Origin of the sequence: Aquimarina macrocephali (assembly GCF_051627225.1) — a bacterium.
GTDB lineage: Bacteria > Bacteroidota > Bacteroidia > Flavobacteriales > Flavobacteriaceae > Aquimarina > Aquimarina macrocephali.
Window position 1 is genome coordinate 5,396,031 of the sequence record NZ_CP151795.1, and the last position, 20,303, is coordinate 5,416,333.

Sequence of the window (20,303 nt, forward strand, 5' to 3'; positions counted from 1 at the left end):
TTGATTAATTAAACGCGCTAATTTAAGTAAATTAAGACGGTTTTAACAGCCAATCACCTATCTAATATACGTAATTTATTAACAATAGTAAGGATATAGATAGTTAATAAGTCTACGATCATAGGTTTTGATTATTAAAGCATTTTTTGTCTATTTACCAATAAAAGCAAAAAAACCATAAAAGACACTGTCTCGGAGCTAGTGTTTTTTTTAAAGCTTGAAATTGCATGACAAAATACCCTATTATCAATATATATATGTTAATGATCGATTAAAAGGAATAGTTTTTGTCAATATAATTCTAAAAATTACTATTTTAGTTATAAAGAAAGAGAATAATTTTATGGATGATAATTTTTCGCCCAGAGTAAAAGATGTTATTGCGTACAGTAAAGAAGAAGCTCTTAGATTAGGGCATGACTTTATCGGTACAGAACACCTTATGCTAGGGTTGCTACGTGACGGAAGTGGTAAAGCTATTAATATTCTAGATGCGCTGGATATCGACTTGACCAATCTAAGAAGAAAGGTCGAGATTCTTAGCCCTGCAAATCCAAATATAGCCGTCGCCTCAAACGAGAAAAAAAATTTACATTTAACCAGACAGGCAGAAAGAGCACTAAAAACTACTTTTTTGGAAGCTAAGCTATTTCAAAGTTCTTCTATTAATACTGCTCATCTTCTGTTATGTATTCTAAGAAATGAAAACGACCCAACTACAAAACTTTTAAATCGTTTAAAAGTAGATTACGATAATGTTAAAGACCAATTTAAGTTTATGATTGCTAACGAAGAAGAATATATAGATAACCCAAAAGCAGAATCTTTCTCTGAAGATGATGATGATTTAACAGGAGATTCATCCAAAGAAAATCCTTTTAACTCTCCTTCTGGAGGAAGTAAAGCAGGGAAAAAATCTAAAACTCCTGTTTTAGACAACTTTGGCCGTGATTTAACTGCAATGGCAGAAGAAGGAAAACTCGATCCGGTAGTAGGACGATCCAAAGAAATAGAGCGTGTATCTCAAATATTAAGTAGACGTAAAAAGAACAACCCTCTCCTTATAGGAGAACCCGGAGTTGGTAAATCTGCCATTGCAGAAGGACTTGCTCTAAGAATAGTGAAACGAAAAGTTTCTAGAATCCTATTTGACAAAAGAGTGGTTACTCTTGATCTGGCAAGCTTAGTTGCAGGAACCAAATATCGTGGACAATTCGAAGAACGAATGAAAGCGGTAATGAACGAATTAGAAAAGAACGATGATATCATTCTTTTTATAGACGAAATCCATACTATTGTTGGTGCTGGTGGCGCTACAGGAAGTTTAGACGCTTCGAATATGTTTAAACCAGCCTTAGCAAGAGGTGAAATCCAATGTATTGGAGCTACAACCCTAGATGAATATCGTCAATATATAGAAAAAGATGGCGCATTAGAAAGACGTTTTCAAAAAGTAATTGTAGAACCTACAAATATTGAAGAAACCATAGAAATTCTTAATAATATTAAGGAAAAATATGAAGAACATCACAATGTTAGTTATACTCCAGAGGCTATCCAAGCTTGTGTAAAACTAACTAATAGATACATGACAGATCGCTTTTTACCAGACAAAGCTATTGATGCACTGGACGAAGCTGGTTCTAGAGTACATATTACTAATATTGATGTTCCTAAGAAGGTACTTGATCTCGAGAAAAAACTTGAAGAAGTAAGAGAATTAAAAAATAGTGTAGTCAAGAAACAAAAATACGAAGAAGCTGCAAAACTTAGAGATGACGAAAAGAATCTTGAGAAAGAACTAGGAGTTGCACAAGAACAATGGGAAAAAGAATCTAAATTACATAAAGAAACTGTTGATGAAGAAAACGTAGCAGATGTAGTTTCTATGATGACTGGTATTCCTGTTAATCGTATTGCACAGACTGAAAGCAATAAACTTGCCGAATTACCTAATCTAATTATGGGTAAAGTTATTGGCCAGGATGAAGCTGTTACCAAAGTCGTAAAAGCAATACAACGTAATCGTGCCGGATTAAAAGACCCTAACAAACCTATTGGGTCATTTATATTTTTAGGACAAACAGGGGTTGGTAAAACACAGTTAGCCAAAGTCTTAGCCAGAGAGCTTTTTGATAGTGAAGACACACTTATTCGTATTGACATGAGTGAGTATATGGAGAAATTTGCAGTTTCGAGACTTATTGGAGCACCTCCTGGATATGTTGGTTACGAAGAAGGAGGCCAACTTACCGAGAAAGTAAGAAGAAAACCATATGCAGTTATTCTATTAGATGAAATCGAAAAGGCACATCCTGATGTATTCAATATGATGCTTCAAGTACTAGATGATGGATACCTTACTGATAGTCTTGGACGTAAAATTGATTTCAGAAACGCTATAATTATTATGACCTCTAATATTGGAGCGCGTAAACTGAAAGATTTTGGACAAGGAGTTGGTTTTGGAACTTCTGCCAAAAAGACCCAAGCAGAAGATTATGCTAAAGGAGTAATAGAAAATGCATTAAAAAAAGCATTTGCTCCTGAGTTCCTGAACCGAGTAGATGATGTTGTTGTATTTAACGCATTAGAACGAGAGGATATCCATAAAATTATTGATATCGAACTTGATAAACTATATGGCCGAATTAAAGATCTTGGGTACGACTTATCCTTAAGCGAAAAAGCTAAGGACTACATTACCGAAAAAGGTTTTGACAGACAGTATGGTGCAAGACCTTTAAAAAGAGCTATTCAAAAATATATAGAAGATGCTTTGGCAGAAGAGATTATAAATTCTCAGCTTGGAGAAGGAGATAGTATATTCATGGATATGGATGACGATTCTGGTGAATTAACAATTACTATCAAAAAAGCTGAAGAATCTACTGAATCCTAATCATCAAAGCATAACAATTACAAAAAAGGCTGTTATTTTAGAGATAACAGTCTTTTTTGTAATCCATCCAAGAAACTTTATTAAAAAGCCGTTGAGCTACTTAACTAAATAACATCAACCCCAAATAAACAGAACGAATATAGCCATGAATTTAATATGAGACATGTTTTAGCCTCTTAATTAATTCATGTTTTTTTCATATATTATACGGTAAAATAGCATGAAAAAGTTTTATTTTCACCCTGTTTTTGTATCTAAAACACATGTTAAAAGCTAACAAAAACCTAATGATCACTTCATACAATTTTTATTTTTGTCATATAGAAATATATGAAGATTATGTAAAGGCTGTAATGAAAGAAGGAGTCACAGTATCACCAGAACACAACGATGTTTTACTACAAATAGTAGAAAAACATTTTAAAAACAAGCCTTTTGTTTACATTACTCACCGCATTAATTCTTATGCCGTAAATCCTACTATATACCTAGAAACAGCTAAAATCTCTAACATGATTGGCTTTGCTGTAGTATCTGCAGATCCTAAACAAAAGATACAAATAAAGCTCGAAAAAACTTTCTTCAACAAAGAATTCAAACAATTTGACACTTTGGAATTAGCCCTGGAATGGAAAGACAATATTATTAAAAAGTATAGAGATTAATCCTATAACAAATTAATTCTCCAAGCAAACTCACCAAGCGATCAACAGAAAATATGTTTTATACCCCCTAAGACTTGAAACATTATTAAATCTAAGAATTTCATTACCAAAAACAACAAAGCGATATTACCCTTAAGTACTATCGCTTTGCTTATACGTATTTCTATAAATATTATTTAGCAATATTTACTGCTCTTGTTTCTCGTATTACGGTCACTTTAACCTGACCAGGATATGTCATATCTGTCTGTACTTTTTGAGAAATTTCAAAAGAAAGGCTAGCCGCTTTTTCATCATTCACCTTTTCACTTTCAACAATTACACGAAGTTCTCTACCTGCCTGAATCGCATAAGCTTTCTTGACTCCATCAAACCCAAAGGCAATCCCTTCTAAATCTTTCAATCTTTGTATATAAGAATCCAGTACTTGACGTCTCGCACCTGGTCTGGCACCACTAATCGCATCACATACCTGAACGATAGGTGAAATTAAAGATGTCATCTCTACCTCATCGTGATGGGCCCCTATAGCATTACAAACTTCTTGTTTCTCACCATATTTTTCTGCCCATTGCATTCCAAGAATAGCATGTGGCACTTCTGTTTCTGTATCTGGAACTTTACCAATATCGTGCAGTAACCCTGCCCTTTTGGCTAATTTAGGATTCAATCCTAATTCTGAAGCCATTACACCACATAATTTAGCAACTTCTCTTGAATGCTGTAGAAGGTTCTGACCATAAGAAGATCTATATTTCATCCTACCCACAGTCTTAATTAGTTCTGGATGTAATCCATGTATACCAAGATCAATCACGGTACGTTTACCAACTTCGATTATCTCTTCATCAATTTGTTTTCTCGTTTTTCGTACTACTTCTTCTATTCGTGCAGGATGAATTCTTCCATCTGTCACTAATTTATGAAGTGATAATCGAGCCACTTCTCTTCTTACAGAGTCAAAACAAGATAAAATTATTGCTTCAGGGGTATCATCAACTATAATCTCAACTCCTGTAGCAGCTTCAATAGCTCTAATATTCCTACCTTCTCGACCAATAATTCTACCCTTTACATCGTCACTTTCAATATTAAAAACTGAGACACAATTCTCTATTGCTTCTTCTGTACCTATTCTTTGGATAGTATTTATTATTACTTTCTTAGCTTCCTGCTGTGCTGTTAGCTTAGCTTCTTCAATGGTATCTTGAATAACTGCCATAGCATCAGTCTTTGCTTGTCCTTTTAGAGACTCTACAAGTTGCTCTTTCGCTTCTTCTGCAGATAATCCTGATATAACTTCAAGTTGTTGTACCTGGCTTTTATGAAGTTTTTTAAGTTCGCTTTGTTTCTTTTCTAAATAATCCTTGCGTTGCTCTCCTTCTTTAATCTTTTCTTCTAGCTCTATATTTAGTTTTTTATTTTTAGATAATTCATTAGAAACCTGAGATTCTTTATCTCTAGTTCGTTTTTCCGCTTCGGCCATCTTCTTATCTCGGGATAATATTACCTTTTCATGTTCTGATTTTAATTCAATAAATTTTTCTTTAGCCTGAAGTATCTTGTCTTTTTTAATTGTCTCTCCCTCACTTTTAGCATCTCTTAAAATACTTTCGGAAGCTTTTTTAGCATTTTTAATAATTTCTGACGCCTTGCTACGCTCCAGAACTTTGGCAATGATAAACCCTATCATTAGTCCTGCTACCCCAGCAACTATCAAAAATATAATATTATTATCCATAATTTATGTTAGTATTTATATAAAAAAAGCCTGCACTAGCAAAGGTTCTGTATAAACTCTGTAAAAACAGGTTTAGGGCTAACAAGTTGCTCAAGAATCCGCTCAAGGCGGCGCGCTTTTACAACTTAAACTCACCCTTTTTAATTAATTCTTGTTGAGTTTATCAAAATAACAACTAGTGCAGGCAGTAACCTTATTTATTTTAAAGAACGTTATGATAAATGTTCGTGTAGCAAATTATTTAATTCATTTAACCTATTAGCCACATTAACCGTGTCATCATCTTTATCTATAGCTTTTTGTTCTACTTGTGCTGCAAATTGTAAAGCGCACATTGCCAATACATCTTGCTTATCTCTAACCGCATAACTTTGCTCAAATTGCTTTATCATGGCTTCTATCTTTTTTGCAGCCTTTCGTAAACCTTCTTCCTGATCCGGATTAATCGTTAATGGGTATACACGATCTGCAATAGATAATTTAATTTTAAGCTTATCTGCCATATTTTACTTATTCAGAAAGTTGTGCTATGCACATATCAATCTCTCTTATTAAAGCGTTTATTTTGAGCTTGGTTTCCCTTTTATATTCGTCACTGCCTAGTATTGCGTTTGCATTTTTGAGCGCACTGAATTTTTCTTCCCACTGCTTTAATTGATCTATCTGAAGTTCTGAATTAGACTCCAAATTCGATATTTTCTCTTTTAGACTTAGGTTTTGTTGCTTAACCAATTCATACTTATGAAGCAACTTACTTATTCTATTTTCAAGAGAATCAATAATTTCAATTAAATCACTCATTGTAAAATTTACACAATACTTCGATACACAAAGTTAACATACCAATTGAAAAAAACCAATAGTTTTACAACTAATTTTAAACCCCTTCTTTATTGTGGTTTAATCCTTGATATTTCTTCTACTTTGGACAAAGATGATGCGATTATCTGGTGCATATCATAATAGCGATATTCTGCTAATCTTCCTCCAAAAATCACCCCTTCTAATTCTCGTGATTCTTCTTTATACTTTTTAAATATTTCTTGATTTCTATCATTATTAATAGGATAATATGCTTCTTTACCTCTATCCCAGTTCTCAGGATATTCTTTTGTTATGATTGTTCCATCTTGCTTTCCGAATTCAAAATGTTTATGCTCTATAATCCTTGTAAATGCATAACTTGCATCATTGTAATTCACTACAGCATTACCTTGGTAATTTTCTATCTTATGATGCTCGTGTTCGAATCGCAATGACCTATACTCTAGCTGTCCATGTTTATACTCAAAGAACTCATCTATCTTACCAGTATACACAATCTTATCTGCTAAAGATTCAAGATCTATTCTATCTTTAAAAAAATCTACTCCTGTTTTGGTGTCAATACCATTTAATAAACCATTAATAATCACATTATAGCCTCCCACAGGGATTCCTTGATAAATGTCATTAAAATAATTGTTATTATACGTATATCTAACAGGAAGTCTTTTAATAATGAAAGCAGGAAGTTCTGTTGCTTTTTTCCCCCATTGTTTTTCAGTATACGCTTTAATAAAAGTTTCATAAATATCCTTACCCACTAAAGATAAAGCCTGTTCTTCTAGATTTTGTGGAGACTTTACTCCATATTGTGCTACTTGTTTATCTATAATATTTTTTGCTTCCTGCGGTGTCTTGGTTCCCCAAAGCTGATAGAACGTATTCATATTAAAAGGTAAGTTATACAATTTACCCTTTGACAATGATAAAGGAGAGTTTATATAATTATTAAAAGTTGCAAATTGATTTACATAATCCCATATTTTTTTATCATTAGTATGAAAAATGTGAGCTCCATATTTATGTACATTAATTCCTTCTTTTTCTTCACAATATACGTTTCCACCTAAATGATCTCGCTTGTCTATCACAAGGCATTTTTTACCCCGATTAGTCATTTCGTGAGCAAAAACACCCCCAAACAACCCTGCTCCTACAATTAGATAATCATATCTCTTTTCTTTCACTAGTATACTTTTTTGATTCGAAACGGTTTCTATAAAATTCAGTTGTCAAAACTACTATTTTTAAAAGGATTTTATATGTAATAATTATACATCAGAAAATCACAATTGATAATCTTCTTAAAATAGGGTATAAAAAATAAAATGTATGTATCTTTCCTCCGCTAAATTTATACATTTATATGAAAGGATATTTCATCTCCAGAAATTACAAATCTCTTTTTAATGCAGCAGGTAAAGCAAAAACTGATTGCGAGTCTATTTTAACCGAAATGGGGTTTAAAAACCTAGGTTTCAAACAATCTTCAATCCCTAACTCTGCTATTGGAGCTCTAAAAAACTTTTTCGGTATCACCTTTGCTTTAATACGGTTACCATATAAATCAACACTGTGTACACAATATCCACTAAATAAGTTTAGAAATTATGTCTTGTTTGTTGCAAAAATAAAAAGATGTAAAATCATTACCATAGTTCATGATGTTCGTTTTTTAAAAGGTAGAACTAGTGATGCAGATAAGGAATTAAAAAAGATAACTTCTTCAAATGCCATTATTGTGCACAATGATTCGATGAAAGATTGGTTCTTGGAACAGGATGTTAAAGTTCCAATAATTGTACTTGGCATATTTGACTATATATTAAACAAAGGATTGCCAGATCAAAACAACAATGTCACAGGAGAAAAACTTCACGAAATAGTATATGCCGGGGGATTTGGAGACGGTAAAAATTCATACATCTACGATCTTGATCAACTCGAAAGAAAAAATTTCGGAATGAACCTGTATGGTATGGGATTTGATTATCAAAAACTAAAAACCGAAAAAGAAAAATCAATACTTTCCTATGAAGGAGCATTTCCTTCTGATGTGGTGGCTTATCATATCAAAGGATCTTTTGGATTAGTATGGGATGGTATTTCTACAGAAGAATGTAGTGGACAATATGGACAGTATTTAAAATACAACAACCCTCATAAAACTTCATTATACATTTTATGTGGATTACCTGTAATTGTATGGGATAAAGCAGCCATTAGTACTTTTATAATAGATAACAATATTGGTTTTACAGTTTCTAATTTAGACGAATTAAGTGACAAACTTGAAAGTTTATCTTTAGATGAATATAAAAAAATGAAAACCAATGTTGATCTGGTTAGAACAAAAATTATTTCTGGCGGATATTTAAATGATGCCATTAATCATGCATTGAAAATAGCATAACCTACCAAAAAAATAAGTAGTTTTATAAACACATTTCATAAACACACACATAGATACCCCCTTTTATGAGAAAGATTATAGTTTTTATTTTACTTGGATTTTCTTTTTGCTATGGGCAAAAGGACCTTCCTAAAGACTATTTTATTCATCCTCTTGATATTCCCACTGTAGTTTCTGGGACATTTGGCGAGCTAAGATCGAATCATTTTCATTCTGGATTAGATATGAAAACTAATGGCCAAGAAGGATTAAATGTATACGCTACTGCATCTGGTAGAATAACTAGAATAAAAATTTCGCATGGCGGTTATGGTAAGGCTTTATACATTGCACATCCTAATGGATACACAAGTGTATACGCCCATTTAAAAAAATTCTCTCCAGAAATTGAAGCTTTTGTGAAAAAAAGACAATACGCAAAAGAATCTTATGAAATAGAGCTTTTTCCAAAATCAAGTTCGTTATTAGTAAAGCAAGGTGATATTATAGCATATAGTGGTAATACAGGCGGAAGTTCTGGCCCTCACCTTCATTTTGAAATTAGAGATTCAAGATCCAGACCAATGAACCCAATGAATTTTGGTATGGAAGTAAAAGATACCAGAAAACCAATCATAAATAGTCTTTGGGCATATAGTTTAGACAAAAACGCACAAATTAATGGTTCGCAAAAACCAGTTAGATTAAAACTTACATCTCTAGAAGATGGTAGTTATAAAGCAGAGAGCCTGAATGCATATGGAAAAATTGGTTTTGGTGTATCTACTATAGATAAACAAGATTTAGCCGAAAACAATAATGGCGTATATGAAATAACCACCCAAATTAATGGTCTGGAAAATCTAAAAATAGAAATGAATCGTTTTTCTTTTGCAGAAACACGGTATGCGAACAGAATTATTGATTACTCCTATTTTAAAGAATACAGAAGTAGGATAACGAAACTCTTTGTTGAAAAAAACAACCCGTTAACCGTTTTCAAAAAGAAAACAAATAATGGCATTGTTAATATTCAAGATAGCCTTTCTTATAACTACACTATCCATATCAAAGATTTTAAAAACAATACAACTACAATTAATATTCCTGTACAAGGAAAATATGTCGAAACGATCACAAAAACAGATATTCCTAAAACATCAGAATACGCTAAGGCAACTGAAAATTATACATACAGCTCAGGCTTTTTTGATCTTTTTATTCCTAAAGGAGCATTATATGAAAATACTTATTTGGATATATCTGTTAGTGGAGAAAAAATCAAAATCCACAATAACAAGACTCCATTACATAAAAACATGACACTGGTTTTTGATGTATCCAGATATAATGAAGAAGATAAGAAAAAACTATATATAGGGCGTATAAATGGTTCTAAAACACCATCCTACTCTAGAACAGCAAAAAAGGGTAATCGATTCTCTACCCGAACGCGTTCTTTTGGCACATACTCCTTATTTACCGATAATCTGAAACCTACGATAATACCCATTAATGTTTCTAGCAAAAAATGGATATCAAAGGCCACACATTTAAAACTGAAAATTAATGACTCTGAATCTGGAATAAAAAGCTATCGAGGAACTATAAATGGAAAATTCATTTTATTAGAATATGATTATAAGACCGGAATGTTAATCTATGACTTTAATGATAAAAATCATGTGGACTCAGAAAATAATTTTAAACTTGTTGTGTTAGATAAAGTAGGTAATCGAGCAACATTCGAAACCACATTTTTTAGAAAACCTTAAATACTCTTACTTCTTGAAACCTAATTTTTTTCCTCTTTTGATTTTACTGATTATATTCAGTATCTCTTCTTCGGCTCAGACTGCAACGCTAAAAGGTGTAGTTCTTAATGAAAATAACGTACCCATCCAGGGAGCTAACATCTCCTATAACAATTCTGGTACTCAATCTGATAAAAATGGCGTATATCAGCTTAGTATTCCTGCTAATCAAGAAATCACAATAAACATATCTCACATTAGTTTAAAAAATGTACAGTTTGTTATTAATCTCGAAGAAAATCAAGAATATGAACTCAACCCAGTTCTAAAAACAGATATTGAACAGATAGCTGAAGTTATTATATCGGGTAGAGAACGTAAAATAGTAGAAGGAATTACAACATTAGATCCCGAAACCATTAGAACAACTCCTTCTGCTAATGCTGGTGTAGAAGGGCTTCTTAAAAGTTTACCTGGGGTAAGTTCTAATAATGAATTAAGCACACAATACTCTGTTCGTGGAGGAAATTATGATGAAAATTTGGTCTATGTAAATGAGATTGAAGTTTATCGCCCTTTTTTAGTACGATCCGGACAACAGGAAGGCTTAAGTTTTGTAAATACAGATATGGTTCGAAATGTAGATTTTTCTGCAGGAGGATTTCAAGCTAAATACGGAGACAAACTCTCTTCAGTTCTAGATATTACTTACAAAAGACCAACAAGATTAGGAGCAACAGCAGATCTAAGTCTTCTAGGAGGTAGTGTTTCTGCAGAAGGGATTTCTAAGAACAAAAAACTAGCCGCTATTGTTGGTGTACGATATAGAGATAACAGTTTACTAGTAGATGCTAAGAATACAGAAACTAATTTTCAACCGAGATTTGCCGATGTACAAACTTATCTTTCTTATAACTTCTCTAGTAAATTTGAATTAGGGTTTTTAAGTAATTTAGCACTTAACACCTATGATTATGAGCCACTAACAGAACAAGTGAATTTTGGAACATTACAAACAGTGCAAGCACTAACTGTTCGTTATGATGGACAAGAAAAAGACAAATACGAAACCTATTTTGGAGCACTTAAGGGAACCTACAGAGCTAATGATAATCTAACCCTAAAATTAATTGCCTCGGGATATCACACCCAAGAACAAGAACATTACGATATTTTTGCAGCTTATGCACTAGGAACTGTAAATACCGACATCGGCAGTGAGAATTTAGGAGAAGTAGAATTTAGCGAAGGAATAGGTTCTCAATTAACGCATGCAAGAAATGATCTGGATGCATTAATATTTAATCTCGAACACAAAGGAACATATATTGCAGATCAACATCAGTTTGATTGGGGTGTTAAATTTACTTCAGAAGATATTAGAGATCGTTTACAAGAATATGAAATCATTGATTCTGCTGGTTTTTCTATCAGACCTCCTGTATTGGATTTTGTAAATGATCAACCTTACACTCCTTTTGCAAGTCCTATTGTTCCTTTTACCAGTGTAAGAGCTACAAATGACACTAAGATTGACCGTATTTCTGGGTATGTACAATATAGCATTCGCTCTAATATAAAAGAAAATGAAATTTGGGCAAACGTAGGTGTCAGAGCACATAACTGGAATATCTATGGAAACACAGTTGAAGGTTCTGATTCGCAAATTGTATTCAGTCCAAGGGCTCAGGTTGCTATTAAACCTGACTGGAAATCTGATATGATCTTTAGAGTTTCTGGAGGACTATATCATCAACCTCCCTTTTACAGAGAATTGCGAGATTCATTAGGAGTTGTAAGACCAGATGTTAAAGCACAGCAATCTATACATATCGTACTAGGCAATGACTACAGCTTTTCTATGTGGAAAAGACCATTTAAATTAACCACAGAGCTGTATTATAAAAAACTAACCGATGTAAACCCGTATACTATTGAAAATGTTAGAATACGATATCGTGCTAGAAATAATGCAGAAGCATATGCGCAAGGGATAGACTTAAGACTTAATGGAGAATTTGTTCCTGGTACAGAGAGTTGGGTTAGTTTTGGGTATCTAAAAACTGAAGAAAATATTGATAAGCGTGGGTACATCTCTCGACCAACTGATCAACGACTAAAAATTGGAGTATTATTTCAGGATTATGTCCCTTCAATCCCGAGTTTAAAGATGTATTTAAATATGGTCTATCAAACAGGAGTTCCAGGAGGTTCTCCCAGTTATGCAGATCCATATAATTTTCAGACCAGACTACGAGATTATCGAAGAGCCGATTTAGGAATATCATATGTCGTGGTTGATCAAAACAAAAGATTAAGAGAAGGTCATTTTCTTAATATGTTTAGAGAACTAAACCTTGGTTTTGAAATCTACAATATCTTTGATAATCAAAATACAATCACCAATACTTTTGTTAGAGACGCAGCAAGTCAACGTCAATTTGCTATCCCCAACTATTTAACGCCACGGGTTTTTAATGTTCGACTAGGAATGAAATTTTAAGAATAGATTATTCTTCTATAAATTTCTTTAATACATCTACTGTATAATCTATTTCTTCTTTAGTATTAAATTTTGAAAGAGAGAAACGTATTGATGGTTTTTGTATATCCTCATCAGAAAGAATTTCGGTTAACACATGAGACCCTTTACCGCTTCCACTTTGGCAAGCACTCCCTTTTGAACAGGCAATTCCATTAATATCCAGATGGAATAACAATATGCCAGCTTTTTCTTCAGAAACAGGTAAACATGTGCTAATTAATGTATACGTACTTTTTTTAAAATCACAACAACTAGCATTAAACTTTACTCCTTCAATGTTACTTTTAAGAGTATCAATAAAGTATTGCTTTAGATTTATAATGTAATTCTTTTCTTCTTCCAAATTTTCATATGATAATCGCAACGCTTCATCCATGCCTGCTATATTATGCACACTTTCTGTTCCTGCCCGATATCCTCGTTCCTGTTCTCCTCCAAAAATTAACGGTTTTAAACCTGAGTTTTTACGAATATATGCAAAACCAACTCCTTTTGGTCCATGAAATTTATGAGCACTTACTGCCGTAAAATCAACATGTAAATTACTTAAGCTTACATCATAATGACCTATTGATTGAACCATATCACTATGAAAAAGTGCTTTATGTTCATTACACAAGTTTCCAACACGCTCAATATCTAATATAGTTCCAACTTCATTATTTATGTGCATTAAACTCACCAATGTCTTTTCTGTAGAATCACTAAGAAGTGATTCTAAGTGTTTATAATCAATAGAGCCATCTGCATTTATAGCAACATAACTTACCGTTATATTTGTACGAGATTCTATTTCCTGTACCGTATGTAATACAGCATGATGTTCTATTTTAGAAGTAATAATATGGGTAACCCCTAAATCTCTAACTGCACTATTTATTGCCAAATTATCAGCTTCTGTACCTCCAGAAGTAAATATAATTTCTGAGGCTTTTACTCCTAAATAACCAGCTATATTTTTACGAGTTTGTTCTATATGATTCTTAGCAGATCGACCATAACCATGTATTGATGAAGGATTTCCATAATCTTCTTTCAATACAGAAACCATTTTAGCAATAACCTCTGGTCTTACCTCTGTGGTAGCCGCACTATCAAAATAAACTTTTTGCATAAAACAAAGTAATTAAGTTGTTGAAATAGATATTTATTTATTTTTTGTAAAAACTTTAATTCTTACAATATTCCCAATTTTCCGACTACAAAACTAATCTAAATAAAATTATTTTCAAGTAGACACGTTATAATCTTTCAATTCCTTTACTTTTGTCAAAAAAAATACTCATTCTGACATGAAAAAGTTGTTTTCATTTCTCTTTTTATTATTATCTATTACCTCTTGTGATGATGGTGACATAGTGATCACCAGTTTTGAGTTTGATGATGTTGATTTACAACTTTGCAAAGGTGCAAAAGCAAATGAATTTGTTTTTTTCAAGATTAGTAAAACTATAAACGAGGCTATTTCTTATAACTTTATCAACGATACTTTTTCTGATACTATTGCAACACTCACACCTATTTCTATCAAACTAAGCGAAGGTTCTAATAACTTAATATATAGAAATTTCAATGTACCCGTAACTGTAGATTATTTTTGTTCTAATGTACCCTCTAGTGAAATTATAATTGTTGAAGAACTTAATGGTGTTACAGGAACATCTGAAATCTTAACCGAAATCATTACAGAAGATGACGATGACGGGATTCCGGCAGAACAAGAAGATCTTAATGGTAATGGCAACCTTGAGGATGATGATACTGATGGAGATGGAATTCCAAATTATAAAGATCAGGATGACGACAATGATAACATTCTAACTAGTGTTGAGTTACCAAATGATATTCCTGATGATGATAATCCACGGGATACAGATGAAGATGGTGTACCTGATTATCTCGAACAAGATGATGATAATGATGGAATCTTAACCCGTAATGAAGATGCCGACGAGAATGGAAACCCAAGAGATGATAGAGATGCCGTTTCTGGAAAGCTATTTTATCTGGATGCAGCATCAACCAATGTAGCAGTTGCAGTAGATCCTGTTCTTGATAATACTATAAAAACCACATTTAGGACCACTGTATCAATAAACGGTCTTGTTTTTGATGGTAACAATCAAAATTTTGAAGACAAGAATTTTTCATTTGGTTTTAGAGATGTTACTATCCCTAAGACAACCAAAAAAGAGTAGCTCATATCACATTATTATGAATAATTTTTTTTACTATATAATTTTTATTGCAGTATTGGTTAGTTGTAGTGAAGGAGATGTTATTGAAAATGACATCAGTAATTTCACGGCTCCGTTAGAGAATTGTTCTAATCAAAATGAAAGTACTTTTGTTTTTTTCAAAATTGATTCTCAAATTAATCAATCTCTTTCTCTTAGTTTTACAAGTACTACTTTTGAATTAAATACAGCTCCAGAGGGCCTTACTCAAACCATAGAGCTTAATAACACTACAAATACTTTAGTGTATAGACAGTTTAATGCTCAAATCGATGGCTCGGCATATTTTTGTAGTAGCGTTCCTCCTAGTGGCATTACAATCACTCAAGAGCTAAAAAGCTCTAATGGAAATGCTGTAATAAAATATGTTGTAAAGAGTGACACTGCCACAGAAATCGTCTATACAAGAACAATAACTCTTACCGATATCACTCTTGAAGGAGCTGGGATTTCAATACGACAAGAGTTATTAGAACTAGGTGAAGACGAGATTACTGTTTTGAAATAACTATTTTGGATTCTGAACAATATACACCTCCATCGCCCCTAGCCCATATTTTTTATAATCACCTTCAGATATTCTTATATTATCATACCTCCCAAATAGGTATTTGAGTTCTTCTTTTAAAATTCCCTGCCCTACCCCATGAATAAAAATCACATTGGGAATACGTTTGCTAATTGCAAAATCCAATTGCCTTTTTGCCGTATCCAATTGCAAAGTTATCATATCATGATTTGTCATTCTCTTTGTCGATTTTACTAATTTATTAATATGTAAATCAACTTCCATTGGTGGTACATCTCGTTCTTTTGGTTTAACGATAGGTCTTTTGGGTTTCTTTTTAAAAACCTCCTTATCCTTTAAGTTTTTATTTATCTCTTCATAAGAAGGTATAATAAGCTCTCTGGATTCAATTTTTACCACTTCGCGAATAAAAAATGTCATATCAAACCCATCTTCTGTTTCAATTGTTACTTCATCTGCAGTAACTGCTATAACTTTACCTGTAATTGGTTCATCCAAAACAGATACAGTATCCCCTATTTTAATCATAATTATTCTTCTTCTTCAAAGTATGGATCAGAATCAATTTTCGTCTTCGATTTCACTTTAGTGTTAATCAGAAATACTCCTAACATTAAAAAAATCACTCCAACACTCTGGATATAATAGTTTTTAGTTACCGAAGAAATTTCACTTATCATTGCAATAGCTCCTATAATTACCAAAAGTATACTTATGATTTTTTTGACCCTGCTATAATTCATTTACCTAAACCTTTTTTTATTAACCTGATAGTATTATCCCTAATCATTAATAATATATCGATCTAATATATAAGAATTGATTTCTTTTCTAATAATAACTTCAAGACATTTTCTTTACAGCTACAAAAGTATTAAATAATAGATTTTTGAACCTCCAAATATTTTAAATAACTTAATTATGTATATTGCAATTAATAATTATAAAGATTTTCGCTTTTGGAGACCTATATGTTACCTTGTTTAAACAAAAAAATTTTTGGCGTTGATTGTTTAGGCTGTGGAATGCAAAGATCTATTTCTCTCTTATTTAAAGGAGATTTTGTTGCAGCATTTTATATGTATCCTGCGATTTATCCTCTTTTATTATTACTTATATTTTTGGGATTCAACTTTTTTATCAAATTTAAATATGACAGACTTATAAGAATGAGTCTTATGGCCACTGCCATACTTACTATCATTATAAGTTATGTAATCAAAATGAAAATTATTTTTAACTAATCAATCTAAATTATGGAAAAACAAACATTACCTAATTCTACCCTAATCTTGGTTTTTGGTATTCTATCAATCTTAGGATGCTGTTGTTATGGTGTACTAGGAATCATTCTGGCTATTGTAGCTATAGTACTTGCAAAAAAAGCTACTGCATTATACAATGAAAACCCAGAATTATATACTGGATATCAAAATGTTAAAACAGGTAAGATACTAGCAATTGTAGGTCTAATATTAAGTATTATCTATTTAGTCTATGTTATCTTCATATTTGCAACAGTAGGATATGATGGTATCCTAGAGATGCAAAGAGGAATGATGGAACAGTACGGAGGATAATCTGTAAATAATTTAATTTTTAAAAGCTGTTCGGAATTATATTTCGAACAGCTTTTATTTAGGGTAAATTTATTGCTACTATAATTTGGAACAGTTTATTAATTATATTGAATCTAATCTATTACAATGCCCTACTAAAAAACTAATTGGTATTGATTGTTTTGGTTGTGGTTTTCAACGAAGTTTTTTATTACTTATTAATGGTAATTTAATAGAGTCATTTCTAATGTATCCTGCACTTATACCATTACTATTAATGTTTGGATATTTAATTGCCCATCTTTTTCTAAAATTTAAAAAAGGAGCTAAAACCCTTCAATATTTTTATATCTTAAATAGTATACTTATCATTACAAATTATATTATAAAATTCTAATACATTATATGGAAAACAAACAACAATTACCAAATGCTACATTGGTATTAATATTCGGAATCGCATCAATAGTAACCTGTTTTTGTTATGGATTTCTTGGATTGGTATTTGGTATCATTGCATTAGTATTAGCTAAGAAAGCTAAAGAACAATATCTAGCAAACCCCGAATTATACATAGGTTATGAAAATCTAAATGCAGGTAGAATTTGTGCTATAATTGGTACTATATTAAGTTCTTTGTACCTATTAATCATTATTGGGTATATTATATTTATGGGCGCTCTAATGCCTTGGTCTGAAATACTAAATCAATAATTTTTTCACATAAAATAAAAAAAGGAGGCATGATAGCCTCCTTTTTTTATTCATATAGATTTTGAATAGTATTTCACTATTTTTCAAACTCTTTTAAGGTCTTGATAATAATATTTACACAATCCAGTAATTGTTCTTTATCCATTACCAGAGGTGGTGCAAAACGAATAATATTACCATGGGTTGGTTTAGCCAAAAGACCATTTTCCTTAAGTGCTACACAGATATTCCAGGCAGTATCACTATCCTCAGAATCGTTGATTACAATCGCATTTAACAGTCCTTTACCACGAACTAAATTCGCTATTTTAGACTCCTCAATATATTTACTTAATTCTGATCTAAATAACTGACCTAACTCTTCTGCATTTTCAGCTAATTTTTCATCTCTTACCACTTCTAAAGCAGCTATAGCTACCGCTGCTGCTACTGGGTTACCTCCAAAAGTACTACCGTGATTTCCTGGTCTTATAACACTCATTATTGTGTCATTAGCCAAAACTCCTGATACAGGATATGCTCCTCCACTTAATGCTTTTCCTAGAATCAAAATATCTGGTTTAACATTTTCATGGTCTACCGCTAATAATTTTCCTGTACGCGCGATCCCTGTTTGAACTTCATCTGCAAGAAATAGTACATTATGTTTTTCGCAAAGTGCTTTGGCTTTGGCCAAAAATCCTTCAGAAGGAACATACACACCAGCTTCTCCTTGTATAGGCTCTACCAAAAATCCTGCAACATTAGCATTACTTTCTAAAGCTTGTTCTAAAGCAGATAAGTTATCATATTCAATTTTTATAAATCCTGCAGTATATGGCCCAAAGTTTTTTCTGGCTACTTCATCATTCGAAAATGATATGATTGTTGTTGTTCTTCCATGAAAATTATTTTCACACACAATAATCTGTGCTTCATTTTCTGGTATACCTTTCTTCTCATATGCCCATTTTCTACAAAGTTTCAATGCTGTTTCTACAGCTTCAGCACCGGTATTCATTGGTAATATTTTATCAAAACCAAAAAACTCAGTCGCAAACTTCTCATATTCACCTAATTTATCATTATAAAAGGCTCGTGAGGTTAGCGTTAATGTTTGTGCTTGATTAACCATTGCTCCTACTATTTTAGGATGACAATGTCCTTGATTCACTGCAGAATATGCACTTAAAAAATCATAATACTTTTTTCCTTCTACATCCCAAACATATACACCTTCCCCTTTGTTTAAAACAACCGGTAGTGGATGATAGTTATGAGCTCCGTACTTGTCTTCTAATTCAATTAAATGCTGTGATGACTTTTTCTCTAAGATTGCCATTATTCACGTATTAAAAATAAAACTTTACAATTCCTACTTTGACATAAAGTTCGGGAGAGAAATCATCCTACTGAAGTTGGTTGCAAATTACTAAATATAAGCTTCTTTCTAAAATCTTATTGTGATATTTTTCCAGCTATAGAAGATACTTGTAGTTCTAGCCTTTTAATTTCTCTTAATACTGCATTTTTATCCATTTGCATCCAGGCAAATAATTTGGTCATTCCTATAATCATTATACAGATCGCTCCTCCTGCAAACCATTTTATAAGTTCGTTAGTATTATCAGTATTCAAAAATTGAATAATACAATAGATAAAAAAACCAAAAGCTATTACAGTTGCTATATTCATCAATACAATAATCCATCTGTGTTTAGTGTTAAAAAGCCCTCCTAACATTTCGAAAAGATTTTGTTCATCTAGATCATCATAAAATTTTGCTTCTTCCTGGCTCAATGTTTCTTTAATCAATTGATCGATATCTTTCATTTTATTTTCCATAATTTCTATTTTTTAAAATTAATTTCAGTTTTTCTCTAGCTGTAAACAAACGTGATTTAACAGTACCGGTCGAAACGTTTATAATATCACTTATTTGTTTAATGCTATACTCCTCTATGTAAAAAAGGTTAAGTACTAATTGTTGATTATAAGGTAATTTTTTAATAGAGCTCTTTAATAACACCATTGTATTTTGGTTATTTTGAACATCATCCTCAATACGATTTGTATTACAATCCTTATATGCTTGTAAATGTTCTACTTCCTTTTTATGTTTCCGTAACCAATTAATTGCATTTCTGGTCACAATAGTTAACGCCCAACTCCCAAAACTATTAGAATCTTTTAGACTATTGATTTTAAAAAAAATAGTACTCCAGCTATCTTGAGCAATATCTTTTGAAATTTCCATATCTCGAGTGTACCAATACGCCTGTTTACATAGTTTTCTATGCCATCTTTTAACAAGAAGAGTTACTGCTTTCTTACTTCCTGATTGGCATTGTAATACCAACAAAGAGTCAATTGTTTTATTGGTGTTTGTCATATTGGCCTTTATAGTATAGACGTAGAAATAATAAATAGGTTCATTTTTTTATTTCTTTTTCTAAGATAT

General features: G+C 32.1%; 21 protein-coding genes and 1 other RNA gene. 11 read left to right on the forward strand and 11 right to left on the reverse strand.

Annotated elements, in window-relative coordinates:
- Positions 1–343: 343 nt before the first annotated feature.
- Positions 344–2,902 (forward strand): ATP-dependent Clp protease ATP-binding subunit, encoded by a 2,559-nt coding sequence (locus tag AAFU52_RS24000; protein WP_024772611.1) that lies wholly within the window; start codon positions 344–346, stop codon positions 2,900–2,902.
- A 263-nt stretch (positions 2,903–3,165) separates the two neighbouring features.
- On the forward strand, positions 3,166–3,567 hold the full coding sequence (locus tag AAFU52_RS24005) for a hypothetical protein (protein WP_241461446.1): 402 nt from the start codon (positions 3,166–3,168) through the stop codon (positions 3,565–3,567).
- A 172-nt stretch (positions 3,568–3,739) separates the two neighbouring features.
- On the opposite strand, the gene rny is transcribed toward AAFU52_RS24005, so the two are convergent.
- The 5 genes from rny to glf all read right to left on the reverse strand — a co-directional run bounded on the left by rny (position 3,740) and on the right by glf (position 7,320).
- Positions 3,740–5,308 carry a ribonuclease Y gene (gene rny / locus AAFU52_RS24010; protein ID WP_024772609.1) on the reverse strand — a complete coding sequence of 523 codons (1,569 nt, stop codon included), beginning with the start codon at positions 5,306–5,308 and terminating at the stop codon, positions 3,740–3,742.
- Positions 5,309–5,361: 53 nt separating this feature from the next.
- Positions 5,362–5,468: non-coding RNA, 6S RNA (gene ssrS, locus AAFU52_RS24015), on the reverse strand.
- A 52-nt stretch (positions 5,469–5,520) separates the two neighbouring features.
- Complete coding sequence (locus tag AAFU52_RS24020; protein ID WP_024772608.1) at positions 5,521–5,811, reverse strand: cell division protein ZapA; 291 nt, start codon at positions 5,809–5,811, stop codon at positions 5,521–5,523.
- Positions 5,812–5,818: 7 nt separating this feature from the next.
- On the reverse strand, positions 5,819–6,109 hold the full coding sequence (locus AAFU52_RS24025; RefSeq protein WP_024772607.1) for a hypothetical protein: 291 nt from the start codon (positions 6,107–6,109) through the stop codon (positions 5,819–5,821).
- A gap of 89 nt (positions 6,110–6,198) precedes the next feature.
- Positions 6,199–7,320: a UDP-galactopyranose mutase gene (gene glf, locus AAFU52_RS24030; RefSeq protein WP_024772606.1), complete on the reverse strand. Its 1,122-nt coding sequence runs from the start codon at positions 7,318–7,320 to the stop codon at positions 6,199–6,201.
- 179 nt (positions 7,321–7,499) lie between these two features.
- On the opposite strand from glf, the gene AAFU52_RS24035 reads away from it, so the two are divergent.
- From AAFU52_RS24035 to AAFU52_RS24045, 3 genes are all read left to right on the forward strand, one after another.
- Positions 7,500–8,546 (forward strand): beta-1,6-galactofuranosyltransferase, encoded by a 1,047-nt coding sequence (locus AAFU52_RS24035; protein ID WP_438423943.1) that lies wholly within the window; start codon positions 7,500–7,502, stop codon positions 8,544–8,546.
- 65 nt (positions 8,547–8,611) lie between these two features.
- Entirely contained in the window at positions 8,612–10,300 is a 1,689-nt protein-coding gene (locus tag AAFU52_RS24040; RefSeq protein WP_024772604.1) for a M23 family metallopeptidase, read from the forward strand.
- Between the two features lie 13 nt (positions 10,301–10,313).
- Complete coding sequence (locus tag AAFU52_RS24045) at positions 10,314–12,782, forward strand: TonB-dependent receptor (protein WP_438423945.1); 2,469 nt, start codon at positions 10,314–10,316, stop codon at positions 12,780–12,782.
- Between the two features lie 7 nt (positions 12,783–12,789).
- Here the strand turns inward: AAFU52_RS24045 and AAFU52_RS24050 are convergent, their stop codons facing one another.
- Positions 12,790–13,938, reverse strand: a complete 1,149-nt coding sequence (locus AAFU52_RS24050; protein WP_438423948.1) for a cysteine desulfurase family protein — start codon at positions 13,936–13,938, stop codon at positions 12,790–12,792.
- Between the two features lie 178 nt (positions 13,939–14,116).
- Here AAFU52_RS24050 and AAFU52_RS24055 point away from each other — a divergent pair, with 178 nt between their 5' ends.
- On the forward strand, positions 14,117–15,022 hold the full coding sequence (locus tag AAFU52_RS24055; RefSeq protein WP_438423950.1) for a hypothetical protein: 906 nt from the start codon (positions 14,117–14,119) through the stop codon (positions 15,020–15,022).
- Between the two features lie 16 nt (positions 15,023–15,038).
- Positions 15,039–15,569: a hypothetical protein gene (locus AAFU52_RS24060; RefSeq protein ID WP_152538669.1), complete on the forward strand. Its 531-nt coding sequence runs from the start codon at positions 15,039–15,041 to the stop codon at positions 15,567–15,569.
- Here AAFU52_RS24060 and AAFU52_RS24065 read toward each other — a convergent pair whose 3' ends face one another.
- Both AAFU52_RS24065 and AAFU52_RS24070 read right to left on the reverse strand, forming a co-directional pair.
- A complete protein-coding gene (locus tag AAFU52_RS24065; RefSeq protein WP_438423952.1) occupies positions 15,570–16,118 on the reverse strand; it encodes a DNA mismatch repair protein MutS in 549 nt (182 codons plus the stop codon). It lies immediately after the preceding gene.
- Positions 16,119–16,120: 2 nt separating this feature from the next.
- Complete coding sequence (locus AAFU52_RS24070) at positions 16,121–16,333, reverse strand: hypothetical protein (protein ID WP_438423954.1); 213 nt, start codon at positions 16,331–16,333, stop codon at positions 16,121–16,123.
- Positions 16,334–16,615: 282 nt separating this feature from the next.
- On the opposite strand from AAFU52_RS24070, the gene AAFU52_RS24075 reads away from it, so the two are divergent.
- From AAFU52_RS24075 to AAFU52_RS24090, 4 genes are all read left to right on the forward strand, one after another.
- Positions 16,616–16,834 (forward strand): DUF2752 domain-containing protein, encoded by a 219-nt coding sequence (locus tag AAFU52_RS24075; RefSeq protein WP_369871921.1) that lies wholly within the window; start codon positions 16,616–16,618, stop codon positions 16,832–16,834.
- Positions 16,835–16,846: 12 nt separating this feature from the next.
- Positions 16,847–17,170, forward strand: a complete 324-nt coding sequence (locus tag AAFU52_RS24080; protein ID WP_024772596.1) for a CCC motif membrane protein — start codon at positions 16,847–16,849, stop codon at positions 17,168–17,170.
- A gap of 85 nt (positions 17,171–17,255) precedes the next feature.
- Positions 17,256–17,546, forward strand: coding sequence for a DUF2752 domain-containing protein (locus tag AAFU52_RS24085; protein ID WP_438423956.1), 291 nt, complete (start codon positions 17,256–17,258; stop codon positions 17,544–17,546).
- A gap of 8 nt (positions 17,547–17,554) precedes the next feature.
- Entirely contained in the window at positions 17,555–17,863 is a 309-nt protein-coding gene (locus AAFU52_RS24090; protein WP_024772594.1) for a CCC motif membrane protein, read from the forward strand.
- 76 nt (positions 17,864–17,939) lie between these two features.
- Here AAFU52_RS24090 and rocD read toward each other — a convergent pair whose 3' ends face one another.
- The 3 genes from rocD to AAFU52_RS24105 all read right to left on the reverse strand — a co-directional run bounded on the left by rocD (position 17,940) and on the right by AAFU52_RS24105 (position 20,234).
- Positions 17,940–19,184 carry an ornithine--oxo-acid transaminase gene (rocD, locus tag AAFU52_RS24095; protein ID WP_024772593.1) on the reverse strand — a complete coding sequence of 415 codons (1,245 nt, stop codon included), beginning with the start codon at positions 19,182–19,184 and terminating at the stop codon, positions 17,940–17,942.
- A 116-nt stretch (positions 19,185–19,300) separates the two neighbouring features.
- Positions 19,301–19,687, reverse strand: a complete 387-nt coding sequence (locus tag AAFU52_RS24100; protein ID WP_024772592.1) for a DUF6768 family protein — start codon at positions 19,685–19,687, stop codon at positions 19,301–19,303.
- Entirely contained in the window at positions 19,677–20,234 is a 558-nt protein-coding gene (locus tag AAFU52_RS24105) for an RNA polymerase sigma factor (RefSeq protein ID WP_438423959.1), read from the reverse strand. Before AAFU52_RS24105 ends, AAFU52_RS24100 begins: the two co-directional genes overlap by 11 nt.
- Between the last annotated feature and the right edge of the window lie 69 nt (positions 20,235–20,303).